The 15861-nt window shown below is 36.7% G+C and carries 14 protein-coding genes and 1 riboswitch; of the genes, 13 read left to right on the top strand and 1 reads right to left on the bottom strand.

The window, feature by feature from the left end:
* Positions 1-49: 49 nt before the first annotated feature.
* The 4 genes from gltB (at position 50) to IAE51_RS01740 (ending at position 7715) form a co-directional block, all read left to right on the top strand.
* Positions 50-4510: a glutamate synthase large subunit gene (gene gltB / locus IAE51_RS01755; RefSeq protein WP_168784535.1), complete on the top strand. Its 4461-nt coding sequence runs from the start codon at positions 50-52 to the stop codon at positions 4508-4510.
* The gene (locus tag IAE51_RS01750; protein WP_058208822.1) at positions 4510-5949 is read left to right on the top strand and encodes a glutamate synthase subunit beta; all 1440 of its coding nucleotides are present in this window, start codon (positions 4510-4512) and stop codon (positions 5947-5949) included. Before gltB ends, IAE51_RS01750 begins: the two co-directional genes overlap by 1 nt.
* Positions 5950-6064: 115 nt before the next feature.
* Positions 6065-7324, top strand: coding sequence for a diaminopimelate decarboxylase (locus IAE51_RS01745; RefSeq protein ID WP_129881671.1), 1260 nt, complete (start codon positions 6065-6067; stop codon positions 7322-7324).
* Positions 7325-7475: 151 nt separating this feature from the next.
* On the top strand, positions 7476-7715 hold the full coding sequence (locus IAE51_RS01740) for a YneF family protein (RefSeq protein WP_003130191.1): 240 nt from the start codon (positions 7476-7478) through the stop codon (positions 7713-7715).
* A 275-nt stretch (positions 7716-7990) separates the two neighbouring features.
* Here the strand turns inward: IAE51_RS01740 and IAE51_RS01735 are convergent, their stop codons facing one another.
* Complete coding sequence (locus IAE51_RS01735; protein WP_200094593.1) at positions 7991-9250, bottom strand: IS110 family transposase; 1260 nt, start codon at positions 9248-9250, stop codon at positions 7991-7993.
* A 366-nt stretch (positions 9251-9616) separates the two neighbouring features.
* On the opposite strand from IAE51_RS01735, the gene racE reads away from it, so the two are divergent.
* The 9 genes from racE to IAE51_RS01690 all read left to right on the top strand — a co-directional run bounded on the left by racE (position 9617) and on the right by IAE51_RS01690 (position 15767).
* Entirely contained in the window at positions 9617-10432 is an 816-nt protein-coding gene (gene racE / locus IAE51_RS01730; RefSeq protein WP_129881670.1) for a glutamate racemase, read from the top strand.
* Positions 10433-11038 (top strand): nucleoside-triphosphate diphosphatase, encoded by a 606-nt coding sequence (locus tag IAE51_RS01725; RefSeq protein WP_003130194.1) that lies wholly within the window; start codon positions 10433-10435, stop codon positions 11036-11038.
* Positions 11039-11085: 47 nt separating this feature from the next.
* Positions 11086-11589 (top strand): metallophosphoesterase, encoded by a 504-nt coding sequence (locus tag IAE51_RS01720; RefSeq protein WP_003130196.1) that lies wholly within the window; start codon positions 11086-11088, stop codon positions 11587-11589.
* Positions 11590-11619: 30 nt separating this feature from the next.
* A complete protein-coding gene (gene cbpB, locus IAE51_RS01715; protein ID WP_010905865.1) occupies positions 11620-12081 on the top strand; it encodes a cyclic-di-AMP-binding protein CbpB in 462 nt (153 codons plus the stop codon).
* A complete protein-coding gene (gene xerD / locus IAE51_RS01710) occupies positions 12059-12775 on the top strand; it encodes a site-specific tyrosine recombinase XerD (RefSeq protein ID WP_010905864.1) in 717 nt (238 codons plus the stop codon). The genes cbpB and xerD overlap by 23 nt, the downstream gene beginning before the upstream one ends.
* 29 nt (positions 12776-12804) lie before the next feature.
* The gene (locus IAE51_RS01705; protein WP_058203105.1) at positions 12805-13533 is read left to right on the top strand and encodes a segregation/condensation protein A; all 729 of its coding nucleotides are present in this window, start codon (positions 12805-12807) and stop codon (positions 13531-13533) included.
* The gene (gene scpB, locus IAE51_RS01700) at positions 13526-14092 is read left to right on the top strand and encodes an SMC-Scp complex subunit ScpB (protein WP_012897880.1); all 567 of its coding nucleotides are present in this window, start codon (positions 13526-13528) and stop codon (positions 14090-14092) included. Before IAE51_RS01705 ends, scpB begins: the two co-directional genes overlap by 8 nt.
* Entirely contained in the window at positions 14079-14798 is a 720-nt protein-coding gene (locus IAE51_RS01695; protein ID WP_003130202.1) for a pseudouridine synthase, read from the top strand. The genes scpB and IAE51_RS01695 overlap by 14 nt, the downstream gene beginning before the upstream one ends.
* A 97-nt stretch (positions 14799-14895) precedes the next feature.
* Positions 14896-15032, top strand: a riboswitch (FMN riboswitch).
* 114 nt (positions 15033-15146) lie between these two features.
* Positions 15147-15767, top strand: coding sequence for an ECF transporter S component (locus tag IAE51_RS01690; protein ID WP_003130203.1), 621 nt, complete (start codon positions 15147-15149; stop codon positions 15765-15767).
* Positions 15768-15861 lie beyond the last annotated feature (94 nt).

The raw sequence follows: 15861 nt of genomic DNA, 5'->3' as shown, positions 1-15861 counted from the left end.
ATTTTAGTAGAATAAAAGAACCAAATTGTAAAATAAAAGAGGTTGTGTTATGAATAAAAAAGCTAAACAAGCCATGAAAACGACACTTTGGCAGCCTGATTTTGAATCGGATGCTTGTGGAATGGGCTTCATTGCCCAAATTGACGGGAAAGCTAGTCACCTTTTAGTTGAGAGAGCCCTGACCATGTTAACAAGGATGAATCATCGTGGTGGAACGGGTGCTGAACCAGAAACCGGAGATGGGGCAGGTATTTTACTTGCTTTGCCTGACGAATTCTTTCGTAAAATTGCAAAAGAACATGATGTAGAACTACCAAAACTTGGTGATTATGCCGTAGGGCAATTTTTCTTATCACGTAAGGAAAATAAAAAACATCAAGAATTAGAAGCAATTAAGGCAGCTGTTAAGGCTCAAGGCTATGAAGTCTTATTCACGCGCACAGTTCCTTTTAATTTTGAAGCATGTGGAGCAACGGCTCAAGGAATTATGCCGTCTTTTGTTCAAGTTTTTATTGAGAAAAAATCATCTGAAAAAGCTGTCAGCGAAATTTCTAATTTTGAAAATGATTTATTTATTATCAGACGAAATCTTGAAAAACGTTTTGACGAAGAGGAATTATATATTTGTTCATTATCTAGTCAGACGGTTGTTTATAAGGGAATGCTTCATGCTTATCAAGTAAAACTCTTTTATCCTGATTTGTCTGATGAAGATTTCAAAAGTCATATTGCACTGACACATAGCCGTTTTTCTACCAATACTTTTCCCTCTTGGAATCGGGCTCAACCTTTTCGTTTTCTAGCACATAATGGCGAAATTAACACGCTTCGTGGAGCTGAAAACTGGATGAAAGTCAACGATATTGAAATGTACAATGAAGAAAATTCTGATTCAGCCAAATTAGAAAATTGTATGGAATATTTCTATCGAAATGGTCGAGAACTTCCAGAAAGTTTACTGACCATGATTCCTGAGGCTTGGGGAGAACAAACTGGCTTAAGCCAAGAATTAAAAGCTTTTTACGAATATTCAACTGCTCATATTGCGCCTTGGGATGGACCGGCAGCTTTAGTATTTACTGACGGAAAAACCGTTGGGGCAAGACTTGATCGGAATGGTTTAAGACCAAGTCGTTATCTTGTGACAAAGGATAATTTTATCATTCTGTCAAGCGAATCTGGTGTGGTTGATATTCCAGCCGATGAAATCATTGAAAAATCAGTTCTTGGACCTGGTAACATGTTGTTAGTAAATACTGACGAAGGAAAAATTATTCGTAATGAAGAAGTTAAGAGTTATTATGCTAATAAATATCCCTACCAAGAATTTCTGTCAGCAGGTTTGAAAAAACTGTCAGCACTGACAGAAAGTGAAAAAACAAATCCAATTCCGTCAGCAAAAATGAATACCTTATGGAAATTATTTGGTTATACTGACGAAGTCATTCGGACAGTGCTTTTACCAATGGCGGAATCAGCCAATGAACCTACAATTTCAATGGGCTTTGATGCTCCTTTGGCAGTTTTATCTGACCAAGCTCAATCACTTTATAATTTCTTCAAACAACAATTTGCTCAAGTGACCAATCCGCCAATTGATGCGATTAGGGAACAAATTGTCATTGGAACAGAAACCTATTTGGGAGAAGATGGGAATCCAGCAAAAATCACAGGTGAAAATGTCCGTAAGTTAAAATTAGATAGTCCAGTCCTTTCAACGGCTGACTTTGAAAAAATCTTAGCATTGAAGGAAGAACATTATCATACAGAAATTATTTCCACTCTTTATGATAAGGATGACCTTTTAGAAAATGCATTGAACAAACTCTTTTATAAGGCAGAAAGTTTGATTAATCAAGGAACAACTATTATCGTGCTTTCTGACCGTGACTTTGCTGAAAATAAAGTGCCGATGCCTATTTTACTTGCTTTGTCAGGACTTTATCATTATATGTTAGGACGTCATAATGCGTCTAAATTTGCAATTATTGTAGATACAGCTGAGGTGTGCGAAGTTCATCAATTTGCAGCGCTTGTAGGCTATGGGGTTTCAGGAATCCATCCTTATGGTGCATATGCAACCCTTTCAGACTGGGGTATGGGAGCACCTGAACAACTTGAAAATTTCCGTCATGCGGCAGAAAAAGGTATTGTTAAGGTCATGAGCCGCATGGGAATTTCAACAATTGTCGGTTATAAAGGGGCTCAACTTTTTGAAGCAATTGGTTTATCTAAAGAAGTCGTTGACAAGTACTTCACAGGTACGAGTACAAGAATTGGTGGACTTTCTCTTGCCCAAATTGAGGACGAATATCGTTTGCGATATGAGAAAGCTTATGGACATCGGGCACAGGATTTATTGGAAACAGGCGGTTCTTTCCAATACCGGGCGGATGAAGGAGAACATCATATCTATGACCCACAAATGATTTACCAAATTCAAAATGCTGTCCGTCAAAATGATTTTGAAAAATATAAAAAATATAGTCAGTATCTAAATGATAGTGCTCTAAAAACGCCGACAAGCTTACGTCACACTTGGAAAATCAAATCTGATCGAAAGTCCATTCAGATGAGCGAAGTAGAACCAGCTCGTGAAATTGTTAAACGTTTCAAAATTGGGGCCATGTCATTTGGCTCATTATCACAAGAAGCTCACGAATGTATTGCTCAAGCCATGAACTCTATTGGTGCAAAATCCAATTCGGGTGAAGGTGGTGAAAATGCAAAACGTTATGGCACAATCAATAATTCTAAAATTAAACAAGTCGCCTCTGGACGATTTGGTGTGTCAGCTGCTTATTTAATGTCTGCCGAAGAGATTCAAATTAAAATTTCGCAAGGTGCTAAGCCAGGTGAAGGTGGGCAATTGCCAGGTAAAAAAGCTTTTCCTTGGGTGGCAGAAGTTCGAAACTCAACTCCAGGGGTAAGTTTAATTTCACCACCGCCTCATCATGATATTTATTCCATTGAAGATTTGTCGCAACTAATTTTTGACTTGAAAAAAATTAATCCTTATGCAAAAATCAACGTTAAGTTGGTTTCATCGACTGGTGTTGGAACAATTGCTACAGGATGTGTTAAAGCCGGAGCTGATAAAGTTGTTATTTCTGGTTATGATGGTGGAACTGGAGCAAGTCCTAGAAACTCAACAAGAGATGCAGGTCTCCCTTGGGAAATGGGACTGGCAGAAGCACATCAAACGCTTAGTTTGAACAATTTGCGTGACCGAATGATTTTGGAAACTGATGGTAAAGTAGTCACAGGTCGAGATATTGCGATTGCTGCAATGTTAGGTGCTGAAGAATATTCATTTGGTAGTTTAGCTTTGGTTGCGATTGGATGTATCATGACAAGAAATTGTCATTTAAATACTTGTCCCGTAGGTATTGCCACACAAAATCCTAGATTAAGAGCAAATTTTGCTGGAAAACCAGAGCACATTGTACGTTTAATGGAATTTATGGCTGAGGAAGTTCGAGAACTTTTAGCCGAACTTGGTTTTAGAACAATCAATGAATTGGTAGGTCATGCCGAGCTCTTGCAAGCTAAAGAAGATTTACCAGCTAAAATGCGAGGTTTGGACTTTAGCCGTATGCTTGGTCATGCCTTACCGATTGCAACAAGACATAGTGATCCTTTTGCTAATCCTCGTGCTTGGAAAGAGTTAGACCAATTTACGGAGGCTACACTTAATACTGGTTCTCAGGCAACGGTTCATGGCACGATTAAAAATATTAATCGAACAACGACCGCGCGGATGGCAGGTTGGATTGCTGAACGTTATGGTAATTTTGGTCTAAAAGATGCTTCTGTTTGCTATGAATATGAAGGGGTTGCTGGCCAGTCCTTTGGCTCTTACGCAACCGCTGGTATGGAGGTTACTCTGATTGGCGAAGCCAATGATTATATTGGAAAATCATTGTCAGGTGGCCGTTTGATTGTAAAACCACCTCTAGATGCTGCTTATGATATTGAAAATACTTCTATTGTTGGGAATGTTTCGCTCTTTGGGGCTATCGGTGGCGAAGCTTATTTCCGAGGTCGTGCAGGTGAGCGCTGTGGTGTCCGAAATTCAGGAGCACATTTTGTTGTGGAAGGGACGGGTGACCATGGTTGTGAATACATGACTGGTGGTATCGCTGTTGTTCTTGGTACAACAGGTCGTAATTTTGCGGCTGGGATGTCTGGTGGTATCGCTTATGTTTATGATGTCGCTGGCAATTTTGAAAATAAAGTGAATCGGGAAATGGTAGATCTTTATGCTTTAGATGAAACTTCAGGTGATGAAGTTTTAGAAGAATTATTGAAGAAACATTTGAATTATACTGATTCAGCAAAAGCAAAATTTATTTTAGAACATTGGCAAACAGAACGCGAAAAATTTGTCAAAGTTTATCCAAGAGAATATCATCATATTAAAAATGTTGAAGAAGATTTGGCTAAAACAGGTTTGTCAGGCGAAGCACTTACGATGACAACCTTTAAAAAAGTAACGGAGGTGAGCTAATGGCTGATCCAAATGGATTTTTAAATTATCCAAGAAATGATAATCCTTACCGTGAATTAGCGGAGCGGATAAAGGATTTTGCTGAACTGCAAGTTCCCTTATCTACTGAAGAACGGCAAAAACAAGCGGCACGTTGTATGCATTGTGATGTTCCTTTTTGCCATCAAGGGATATTTTATGGGGGCAAACGGGCTGTCTCAGGTTGTCCAAATGATAATCATATTCCAGAGTGGAATGATTTGATTTATCGAGGACTACAAAGAAAAGCCTATGAACGTTTGATTTTAACCAATCCTTTTCCAGAGTTTACTGGCAGAGTCTGTCCTGCTCCTTGTGAAAAATCTTGTGCCGAGGCCTTAAACGGTGCAGGAGTAACCATTAAAGATAATGAACGTTTCTTGGGTGATTTAGGAAATGATGAAGGTTGGGTGGCTGAAATTGGCAAAGCTGCGGAGCCGACAGGTTATAAAATAGCGATTATTGGGTCTGGGCCTGCCGGTCTGTCAGCTGCTTGGCGTCTTAATCAATTGGGACATAGCGTTACTGTTTTTGAAAAATCAGATCGTTTGGGCGGCTTATTGATGTACGGCATTCCAAATATGAAATTGGATAAAAAAGTCGTTCAAAAACGGATTGATTTAATGACAGAACTTGGTGTGACTTTTGTCACCAATACTGAGATTGGAAAGACAATCAGTTACGAAGACCTGTCAGTAAATTTTGATAGAATTATTTTGGCGATTGGCGCAGGAATTCCACGTGATTTAAATATTTCAGGTCGTGAAGCAATTGGAATTCGATTTGCCATTGATTTTCTGACAGAAACGACTAAAACTGTCCTTGAAGAGGGCGAAGATAATATTAGTCAATCATTAAAAGGAAAAAAAGTAGTAGTCATTGGTGGTGGAGATACAGGGAACGATTGTATCGGAACGGCAGTTCGTTTAGGAGCAGCATCGGTTTCTCAATTAGAAATCACACCAAGTTTACCCACTGATCGTTTAGATAACAACCCTTGGCCTGAGTGGCCAATGACCTTGAGAGCAGGTTATGGGCAAAAAGAAGCAGAATTTGTGGGAAATACTGATTTGACAACCTATCAAATGACTGCAACAGCTTTTCAAACAAATGCTGAAGGTCAACTTACGGGTTTAAAAGTAGCCAAAGTTGGACCTGACTTCAAGGCAGTAGAAGGGACAGAACAAGTAATTGAAGCGGATTTAGTCTTACTTGCTATGGGATTTGTTGGGACTGACACAGGATTACTGGATAAATTTGGTGTTCAAGAAATTTATGATGACTATCGAACAAATAATGACAAAGTTCTAGTTGCAGGCGATGCCAGACGAGGTCCATCTTTGGTTATTTGGGCAATCCGTGAAGGAAGAAAAACAGCCGAAATTGTTGATGAACAATTAATAAAAGTCGCTACAGCATAATTTATCATTCTGTCAGTAAAAAAAGTTTCTGTCAGTAAAAATGGCAGGAACTTTTTTGTGTCCAAGCTTTTGATGATATGCTATACTTATAAATAATCTAAAAATGAGGTGAGAGATGAAGACACCATTTGTAACAAAAGAACAATTAGAACAAATCACAAAGGAATTTCCAACACCATTTCATCTTTACGATGAAAAAGGAATTCGTCAAAAAGCGCGTGACCTTCACAAAGCCTTTGCTTGGAATAAAGGATTTAAAGAATTTTTTGCTGTGAAAGCGACACCCACACCAGCTATTTTAAAAATTCTTCATGAAGAGGGGTGTGGAGTTGATTGCGCCTCTTATGTCGAATTGTTACTTTCCGAAAAATGTGGGTTTGACGGCTCTGAGATGATGTTTTCATCAAACGATACTCCAGCTGAAGAATTTCAATTTGCTAATCAATTGGGTGCGACAATCAATCTTGATGCCTATGAAGATATTGAATTTTTGAAAAATCTGACAGATTTTATTTTTCCGGAAACAATGAGTTTGAGATACAATCCCGGTGGAGTTTTTGCTATGGGAACAAAAATTATGGATAATCCAGAAGAATCTAAATTCGGAATGACAAAAGCCCAACTCATCCAAGGAATTAAAGATTTGCAAAAATTAGGCTTGAAAAAATTTGGAATGCATAGTTTTTTGGCTTCAAATACAGTGACAAATGATTATTACCCAGAACTTGCCAGCAAGCTCTTTAAGCTTGCTTTAGAAATTAGAGAAGAAACTGGAATTACCCTTGATTTCATTAACTTATCAGGCGGAATTGGTGTGAACTATCGTCCTGATGAGGAGGCAAATGATATTGCAAAAATCGGACAAGGTGTTCATGAAGCTTATGATGAAGTTTTGAGCGCTAACGGGATAGAAAATCTAAAAATTTATACCGAATTGGGACGTTTTATGCTTGCTCCACACGGTCATTTGATTACAAAAGTTTTGCATCTTAAAGAAACTTATCGAAAATATGTTGGCGTTGATGCATCAGCAGTTAACTTGATGCGTCCAGCCTTTTATGATGCTTATCACCACATCACAGTTGCTGGAAAAGAAAATGATGAAGCGACTGAAATTTATGATATTACAGGTTCTTTATGTGAGAATAATGATAAATTTGCAAAAGAAAGAGCCTTTCCTAAAATAGAAATAGGAGATTTATTAGTGATTCATGATACTGGTGCGCATGGATTCTCAATGGGTTATCAATATAATGCTAAATTAAGAAGTTCCGAAATTTTGCTTCAAGAAGATGGAAAGACCCGTTTAATTCGTCGAGCAGAGAAGCCAGCTGATTATTTTGCAACATTAGATGGTTTTGATTTTACAATTTGAGAAATAAAAAGTTACTGACAGCTCCGTCAGTAACTTTTGCCTCATTTATCCTTTCTGTCAGTAATATAAAGTGCTGACAAAAGGACTAAAATTTGATATAATAAGATGTCATCAATGGCGAAAGCGTTTCGCCAAAATTAGGAGATTCAAAATGAATTTAATCTTAGCTATTTTGCTTATGGTTGTATGCCTTTTGGCAGGTTTTTTCTTGGGAACATGGTTCTCACAACGCCAAACAAAAAAATTACTTATGGATAACCCACCCCTTAATGAAGACGCTGTTCGTCTTATGATGGGATCTATGGGACGTAAACCAAGTGAAGTTCAAGTCCAACAAGTTCTTCGCCAAATTCGTGCTGCTGCAAAGCAATCAGACACAAACAAAAAATAAGCTATTATATACGCTGAGCGAAGCAGTAGAACACAAGTTCTAAACTCTCTCAGCGTTTGCTTTTATCATCATAAATAAAGTATCCATTATATTAAAAAATACAGATTTTGGATAAGAGAGAATTTGAATTAGATATTTTAAAAGTCTAGTGGTAATAAGTCAAATATAAAGTCTCAGGCTTCTGAGTGGAAATCTTGCAAAAAGACAGCACGAAAGAATCCAGCAAAAATTGACAAATTTTTACTAGGGTAAATCAAGGAATTGTGCAGATAAAACTAATTATCTTCCATAAACCTCCTTGGAGGCGTATAGAGTTGGTGATTGCGTAGTAGCACATCCACCAGACGCACAAGTTTTCTTGCGGTTAAAACGATGGCTCTTTTGTGTTTATGTTTAGGGACTTCATCTTTCTTTTTCTTATAAAATTCGGCGTATTCTACGTTATGTCTTCGGACAGAGTTGGCGGCTTCAACTAAGTAATATCGAAGGTAACGATTGCCTCGTTTGGCAAGTGAAGTATTTTGAGAGGATGTTGTCCCAGATTGTGTTTCTTTCCAATTCAAACCCGCATATTTAGCGACTTGAGGATGGTCTTTAAAACGTTCAATCTGGCCAATTTCGGCGATAATTCCAGCGGCGAACACTTTACCAATTCCTGGGACACTCGTCAAGCATTGATATTCTGGCAGGATTTCTACCATGTCTTCAATGGCTTGATCAATCTCTTTAATCATCTTCTCAAGGCTTCGTATTTCACGAGCTAAGAGGCTAAGGACAATATTGACGGAATCTTGTTGTACAAGCGATAAACGATAACTCCCTCTAATGGCAGCTTTAATCGCTTTGGCAAGTTTATCAGGAGCTTTGAATCGACCACGTCCTAATTTTTGAATAAGTTCAACGAATTCCTCAAGTGGAGTTTCGGCGAGTTCATCTAAAGTATAGTCCTCGGTCATTAGGGTCATGATAGTGGCGGACCAAAGGGAGGTATTAAGGGCTTCATTCTTTAATTCTACTGAGAGTGTATTGCACTTGTAATAGATATTTTCGATGAAGTGTTGTTTGGTCTGAACGAGTTGCTCCACGAGCTGGAGGCGTGTTCTTGTGAGGTGCTGAAGGGCGAGATACTTCTCTTCTTTGAGATATGAACGAGTAAAGCGCTCAATTCGGAAATAATCAGCGATATAGAACGCATCGATGGTATCATTCTTGTTTTCTTCAAAAGCTTCACGATATTTCTTGATTTTGTTGGGTTGTTCAATCATGACCTCCGTATTGAGTTTCTTTAAATCAGAGTCGTCATTAAAAAACATGGCAGGATGAAAACTATATAAAGATGTCGCTTCCATCCCAATCACAATTCTGTTGAAACCATAGTGTTCATTAATCTCAAGGATTTGTTTCTTGATTTCAGAAGCACCATTCAAATCATTGGCAAGTGAAGCAGAAAATAGAACACCAAGTTCAGTATCGTTCGTCATGATACAAACATCTAATTTGGTTGAGCTAACGTCTAAACCGACAAAACATTTCATTTGGAAGGACCTCCTTTCATTTGATTAGGAAAATATACTTGACTACTGAGAGATTCCCCAGAATTCTGTATCCCTTCATCCTCGCTTATTAGAATACCTATCACTGCAGTTACTTACCGCCTGCTCGCTACTAAGAGCAGAGTAACCGCAGTGGAAACAGCTAGTGAGTTGGAAGATGTGATACAGCTCGGGTCGCAGACTTCTAAAGAAGACGGAGCAACAAGGAGAAATAGCATATTCCTTTTGAGTCCATTCCTAAGAATAATTATTCTGGGAAACGTCACAATAGTCAAGTAAAAATATTAAAAAGTTTTTAAATTTGGGGTAAAAAATCCCCATAAATTATATTATACGAGGAGAAGAAAAATGGACAATCGACCAATCGGCCTCTTAGATTCTGGTGTTGGTGGACTGACTGTTGCTCGCGAACTCCTTAGACAACTCCCAAATGAAGAAATTGTCTACATAGGAGATACAAGAAGAGCTCCTTATGGTCCGCGTAGTCGTGAACAAATCATTGCGTTCACTTGGGACATGGTTAATTTTTTACTATCAAAAGATGTGAAAATGATTGTAATGGCCTGTAATACAGCAACAGCGATGGCCTTAGAAATTGTAAAAGAAAAACTAGATATACCGGTGATTGGTGTTATCCTACCCGGAGCAAGCTCAGCGATTCAAAAAACAAAAACAAACAAAATTGGTGTAATTGCCACTCAAGCTTCGATTCGTTCAGATGAATATCATAAAACAATTGCTCGTAAATCATCAGCAGTAGAAGTATATAGCCTAGCATGTCCAAAATTTGTTTCAATCGTTGAATCAAATGAAATGGAATCTGAAATTGCTAGAAAAGTTGTATCAGAAAGTCTTGTTCCACTAATTGGAAAAGTAGATACCTTAATTCTCGGATGTACTCACTATCCTCTCTTACGTTCCTTAATCCAAGAAACAATGGGAAAAGAGGTGCGTTTGATTGATTCTGGAGCAGAAGCTGTACGAGATATCTCTGTTCTGCTCAACTATTTTTCAATAAATGGACAAGAACGTCAACCATTAGAGCATCGTTTCTATACTACTGCGGGCGTTAATTCATTTAGAGAAATTGCAGAAAAATGGTTAAACATCGGAAAACTTCAGATTGAACATACTGAAATAGAGAATTTCAATAAGGAAAAATAAATGGAAAAAACACTTATTATCGCAACAAGAAATTCAGGAAAAACAAAAGAATTTAAGAAATTATTTGCTGATTTCGGTTATGAAATCAAAGATTTAACAGATTATCCAGAACTTCCTGAAATTGAAGAAACTGGAACTACTTTTGAAGAAAATGCTCGTTTAAAAGCAGAACAAATCGCTGAAATTACTGGGCAAGTAGTTATTGGCGATGATTCAGGACTTTGTGTTGATGTCCTTGGTGGTTTGCCTGGCATTTGGTCGCATCGTTTCTCGGCTCCAGATCCTACTGATGAGAAAAATATCGCAAAACTTTTGCACGAACTGGCTCCAACGGCAATTACTCCAGAACGTAGAAGCGCACATTTTCATACTACGCTTGTGGCGGCAAAACCAGGCCGTGAGAGTTTAGTTGTAGAAGCAGATTGGGATGGCTATATTGCTCTCGCTCCTAAAGGAGAAAATGGCTTTGGCTATGATCCTATTTTCATGGTTGATGCCTTTAGAACAGCCGCAGAATTATCAGAAAAAGAAAAAAATCAAGTCTCTCATCGTGGACAAGCCTTGAGAAAATTAATGGCTGAACTTCCTGAGTGGCTTGACAAATAAGTTTAAATAAATTAACATAAATATAATTATGTAAAAGAGGAATGCTTATGTTTGTAGTAATGTCTGATTCACATTATGACCGCGATGTGGTTCAATCCATAAAATCAAAATATTTGAATGAAGCAACTGCTATCTTTCATTGCGGAGATTCTGAACTTCCTAGTTCTGATGAAATTTGGCAAGGAATAACTGTTGTTGCTGGGAACTGTGATTATGATAGTGGATATCATGATTTTCTTACTCAAGAAGTTGAAGGAAAAAAGGTATTAATTACACATGGTCATCTTTTTTATGTTGGTTTAGGATTAGACCGTTATTCTTATTTTGCTGAGGAAAAGAACGCAGATATTGCACTTTTTGGACATATCCATCAACCAGTAGCACAAAAAATAAATAATATACTTTATGTAAATCCAGGTTCAGTTGCACAACCTAGAGGGAAGTATGATATCAAAATGTATGCTATAATTGAGATTGAAGGAGAAGAGTTCAAAGTTTCTTATCGAAATCTGCAACATGAACCTATCCCGGAACTACAGTTCAGACTCTAAGTCTACAAAGCTCTTTAAGGAGTAATTTGCATGATTGATAAAAAGATTGAGGATTTTATCTTGAATCAAAGTGAAACCTTTATGATTCCTGCCTCAAATGTTGCTGTACTTTATGCTGAGCATAATATTGCTCATGCAAAACTGATGCTTAGTCAGTATAAGTATTCACGAGTTCCAGTTTTAAATGAAAAAAAAGAATACGTTGGTGTTTTGGGTTTAACAGAAATCGTTGAATTTGAAATGGAACAGAATTTCTTTTTTGAAAAATTACATAATACATCAATTTCGGAAATAGTTAATAAAGATGTTCAAACAGTTGGACCATCAGTAACCTTGGAAGAAATGATGCACAAATTAATTAAGGAGCCATTTCTCCCAGTAGTCAAAAGACAGGAATTTATGGGGATTGTTGTTAGGCAAGAAATATTAAAGGCCTTTAGTGCCTTTGCTCACGACTTTACAAAATATTATGAAATTACCAAACGAGATTGACGAGTATTTAGCAAGCAGAAATTTTTCAGAGAATACTCGTTCAAATTACCATTATGATTTAGTTTCTTTGCAGGCTTTCTTTGAAGATAAGTCACTCACAACAGAAAACTTAGAACTTTACAAAATTCAAATTAGTAATCTTTCGCCAGCAGCACAGCGAAGGAAGATTTCGAGTGCAAATCAATATTTGCTTTTCCTGTATCAAAGACAAAAAGTTGACCAGTACTTTAAAATTAAACAAGTCGTTCAAAAAAAATCACAGACTGCTCAAAGTTATCATCCAATGATTAAGGAATTTCCTGAGTTCTATGGTCCTTTGACCTGTCCAGGACAATTTTTAGCCTTATTAATTTTAGAATTTGGTTTAAATTTTGCTGAGATACAAAAATTGAAATGGGAAAATTTTAATTGGAACTTTAAATATCTCACGATTGAAAAAGCCGGAATAAAACGAGTTTTACCAATTAGAGAAAAATTTGCCATAAGAGTTAAAGCCATTAATAATGCTGATGAATTATTCGCAAAATCTCGTCAATTTCTTTATACTGAATTGAAAAAATTTACGAACTATTCTTCCAAAGAAATTAGAGAACAGTATATCTTGCATCAGGTTAAAGCAGGGAAGTCAATTTATGAACTGGCAACTCTACTTGGTTTAACAACTATTACAACGCTTGAAAAATATTATAGATAGGAATTTACACTATTTTTATTATGTAAACTATGATTAAAGAAATCAATATAAAAATTAAAAACTTCGAGGGTCCTCTCGACCTTTTATTGCATTTGGTAAGTCAGTATGAAATGGATATTTTTGAAGTTCCATTGGTACCAGTTATTGAGCAATATCTTATCTATATTCAAACCATGAAAGAACTTGAATTGGAAGTAGCTGGAGAGTACATGTTAATGGCAAGTCAACTGATGTTAATTAAATCAAGAAGACTTTTACCGACAGTTACCGAAACTTTTATTGAAGATACAGAACAACTTGAGTATGATTTATTGGCTCAAATTGATGAATATCGGAAATATAAAATGTTGTCACAAGATTTAGATGAACTTCATCAGGAACGTAGTCACTTTTATTCAAAAGCTAAGACAGAAATTATCACTGATGAAACTGTACTTTTGCAGGATAAATCTGCTTTAGATTTATTTCTAGCTTTTACTAAAATTCTTGAGTTGAAAAGACAACATTTTCAAGACGAAAATACAAAAATAGCAGCTGAGAAATTTACAATCGCTGATAAGATTTTAGAGTTAAGTACTAGATTTACAGAACAAAAAATATGTAAATTTTCAGATTTATTTTCTAGCTCTACTAATAAAGATGAACTCGTCACCACTTTTATGGCTCTTTTAGAATTAATCAAAAATCAACAGATTTCTTTTTCTCAAGGAGAGCTTTTTGGAGAAATTATTTTAGAAAGAAAAGAAACTAGTGAATAAGACAGCAAGTTGTGAACTCTTACTTTTTGTATCTGGCGAAGCTGGTTTAACTTTGGCAGAATTGTCAGCATTGACAGAAATGTCTAAACAAGCTTGTCAGCAACAAATTGATTACTTAAAAGAAAAATATCATTCTGATGAAGAATCTGCTTTAACGATTATTGAAACTGCAGGTAAATATCGTATGGCTACAAAAGAAGAGTTTGCAGAAATTCTTAAAAACTATGCCAAAACTCCTCTTAATCAATCCTTGTCAAAATCAGCTCTTGAAGTTTTATCAATTATTGCTTATAAGCAACCTTTAACTCGACTCGAAATCGATCAGCTCCGCGGAGTGAATTCCTCAGGTGTTCTCTCAACACTTCGTGCTTTTGATTTGGTTGAAAAGGTCGGGCAAGTTGAAGCACCAGGACGTCCAAGTCTTTATGCAACAACTGAATTTTTCTTAGACTATATTGGGATTAATCATTTAGATGAATTACCTGAAATAGATGAGTCAAGATTTATCGCAGAAGAACAAACCTTATTTAACGAAAGTGAAGAAAATGAGAATCAATAAATATTTGGCCCATGCAGGTGTGGCAAGCAGACGTAAAGCAGAAGAACTAATTTTAGCGGGAAAAGTAACGGTAAATAATGTTCCAATGACAAACTTGGGTTATCAAGTTTCAACTGGAGATATCGTTGAAGTTAATGGAGTAGCAGTTTATAACGAAGAACCCGTTTATTATCTTCTAAATAAACCAAGAGGCTATATTTCTTCAGTTAGCGATGACAAAGGACGTCAAACGGTAATGGATTTAATGCCTCAAGTTAAAGAACGGATTTACCCTGTGGGACGTTTGGACTGGGACACAAGCGGTTTGCTTTTGCTTACAAACGACGGTGAGTTTACGAATATGATGACTCACCCACGTCATGGCGTTGATAAGGTCTATGTTGCTAAGGTAGAAGGTCAAGCGAACAAAGAAAACTTGCGTCCTTTAACTTTAGGTATGACTATTGAAGGTAAAAAAGTTAGTCCCGCCCGTTATGAGATTATCAAACAAGAGAAAACAAAAAATCATTCGATTGTTAGTTTAACTATCCATGAAGGACAAAATCATCAAGTTAAAAAAATGTTTGCGGCTGCAGGACTTCCAGTACAAAAATTGAGTCGTATTCAATATGGAACTCTTACATTGGATGGACTTCCAACAGGACAATTTCGTCGTTTGAGTAAAAAAGAAGTTTCTCAATTGATTAATGCAGCCCAAGGAAATTAAGTGATTATTATAAAAGACAATTCTGATAAAGAGTTGTTTTTTTATTTCTTAAGCAAATCTTATTCTTGATAAGCAAACTATTTTTGTGCTATAATAAAAATATCTTCAGGGCACCGTGTAATTCGGGACCGGCGGTAAATAGGGCTTTGACCTTATGACTCCGCGATTCGCTACGGCGATTGAAGCAGTGAGAATCTGCTAGCGACAGTAAAGTCTGGATGGAAGAAGATGAACAATTTTTGTAGTGTAATCAACTTCGGTTGGATTACTGTTTTTAGCCAAACCAAAAATGTCTATCAACTTCCTCGAAATTTGAAGAATTATTTTCTCATATTTGGAGGTTTTTTTATGTCTAAAACACGTCGGATGGTATTAATTGCCATGCTTGCTGCATTATCAACAATCTTATTATTGCCGATTTTGCAGTTTCCGCTATTGCCTGGAATTGATTTTATGAAAGTTGAACTCTCGATCATTCCAGTACTTATTGGAGTCTTTACTTTGGGATTGGGTGATGGATTTATTATCCTCTTTATTCGCTCTATCTTATGGTATCTCCTATTTAATCAAGGGCCATCAACTTGGATTGGTGTGCCGATGAACTTCATTGCTTTGGGAATCTTCATGGCAATTGTTTGGTTCTTTACAAAGAAAAAATTCTCAATCAAAAACTATACAGTTGGTGTGGTTTTAGCAGCCATCGCATCAGTTCTTGTGATGATGGTATTGAATGTTTTCTACGCACTCCCTCTCTATCGTTTAGCTGCTGGCTTCGATGTTGATAAGATTTTTGTTGGAGCAACTCATCTTTTTAATATGGGTTCTCTATCAGTTACTTTGAATCCAACTTATCTTTTAACAGTAGTTTTACCTTTTAATGCTTTGCAGTACATCATCTTTGCTCTGGTATTTGGTTTGATTGTTGCAGTGTTCAAGAAAAACAAAGTCGTAAAATTTTATAATGCTTAATAAAAAAAGAAATTTCATTGATTTGAAGTTTCTTTTTTTATTTAAATAGTAAATAAGTGGGAATCTCACTTCATATAGTCTGTTTTAAACGCTT

This window comes from Lactococcus sp. S64 (assembly GCF_016516525.1).
GTDB classification, from domain to species: Bacteria; Bacillota; Bacilli; order Lactobacillales; family Streptococcaceae; genus Lactococcus; species Lactococcus lactis.
This window is presented reverse-complemented; position numbering and strand designations above follow the sequence as displayed.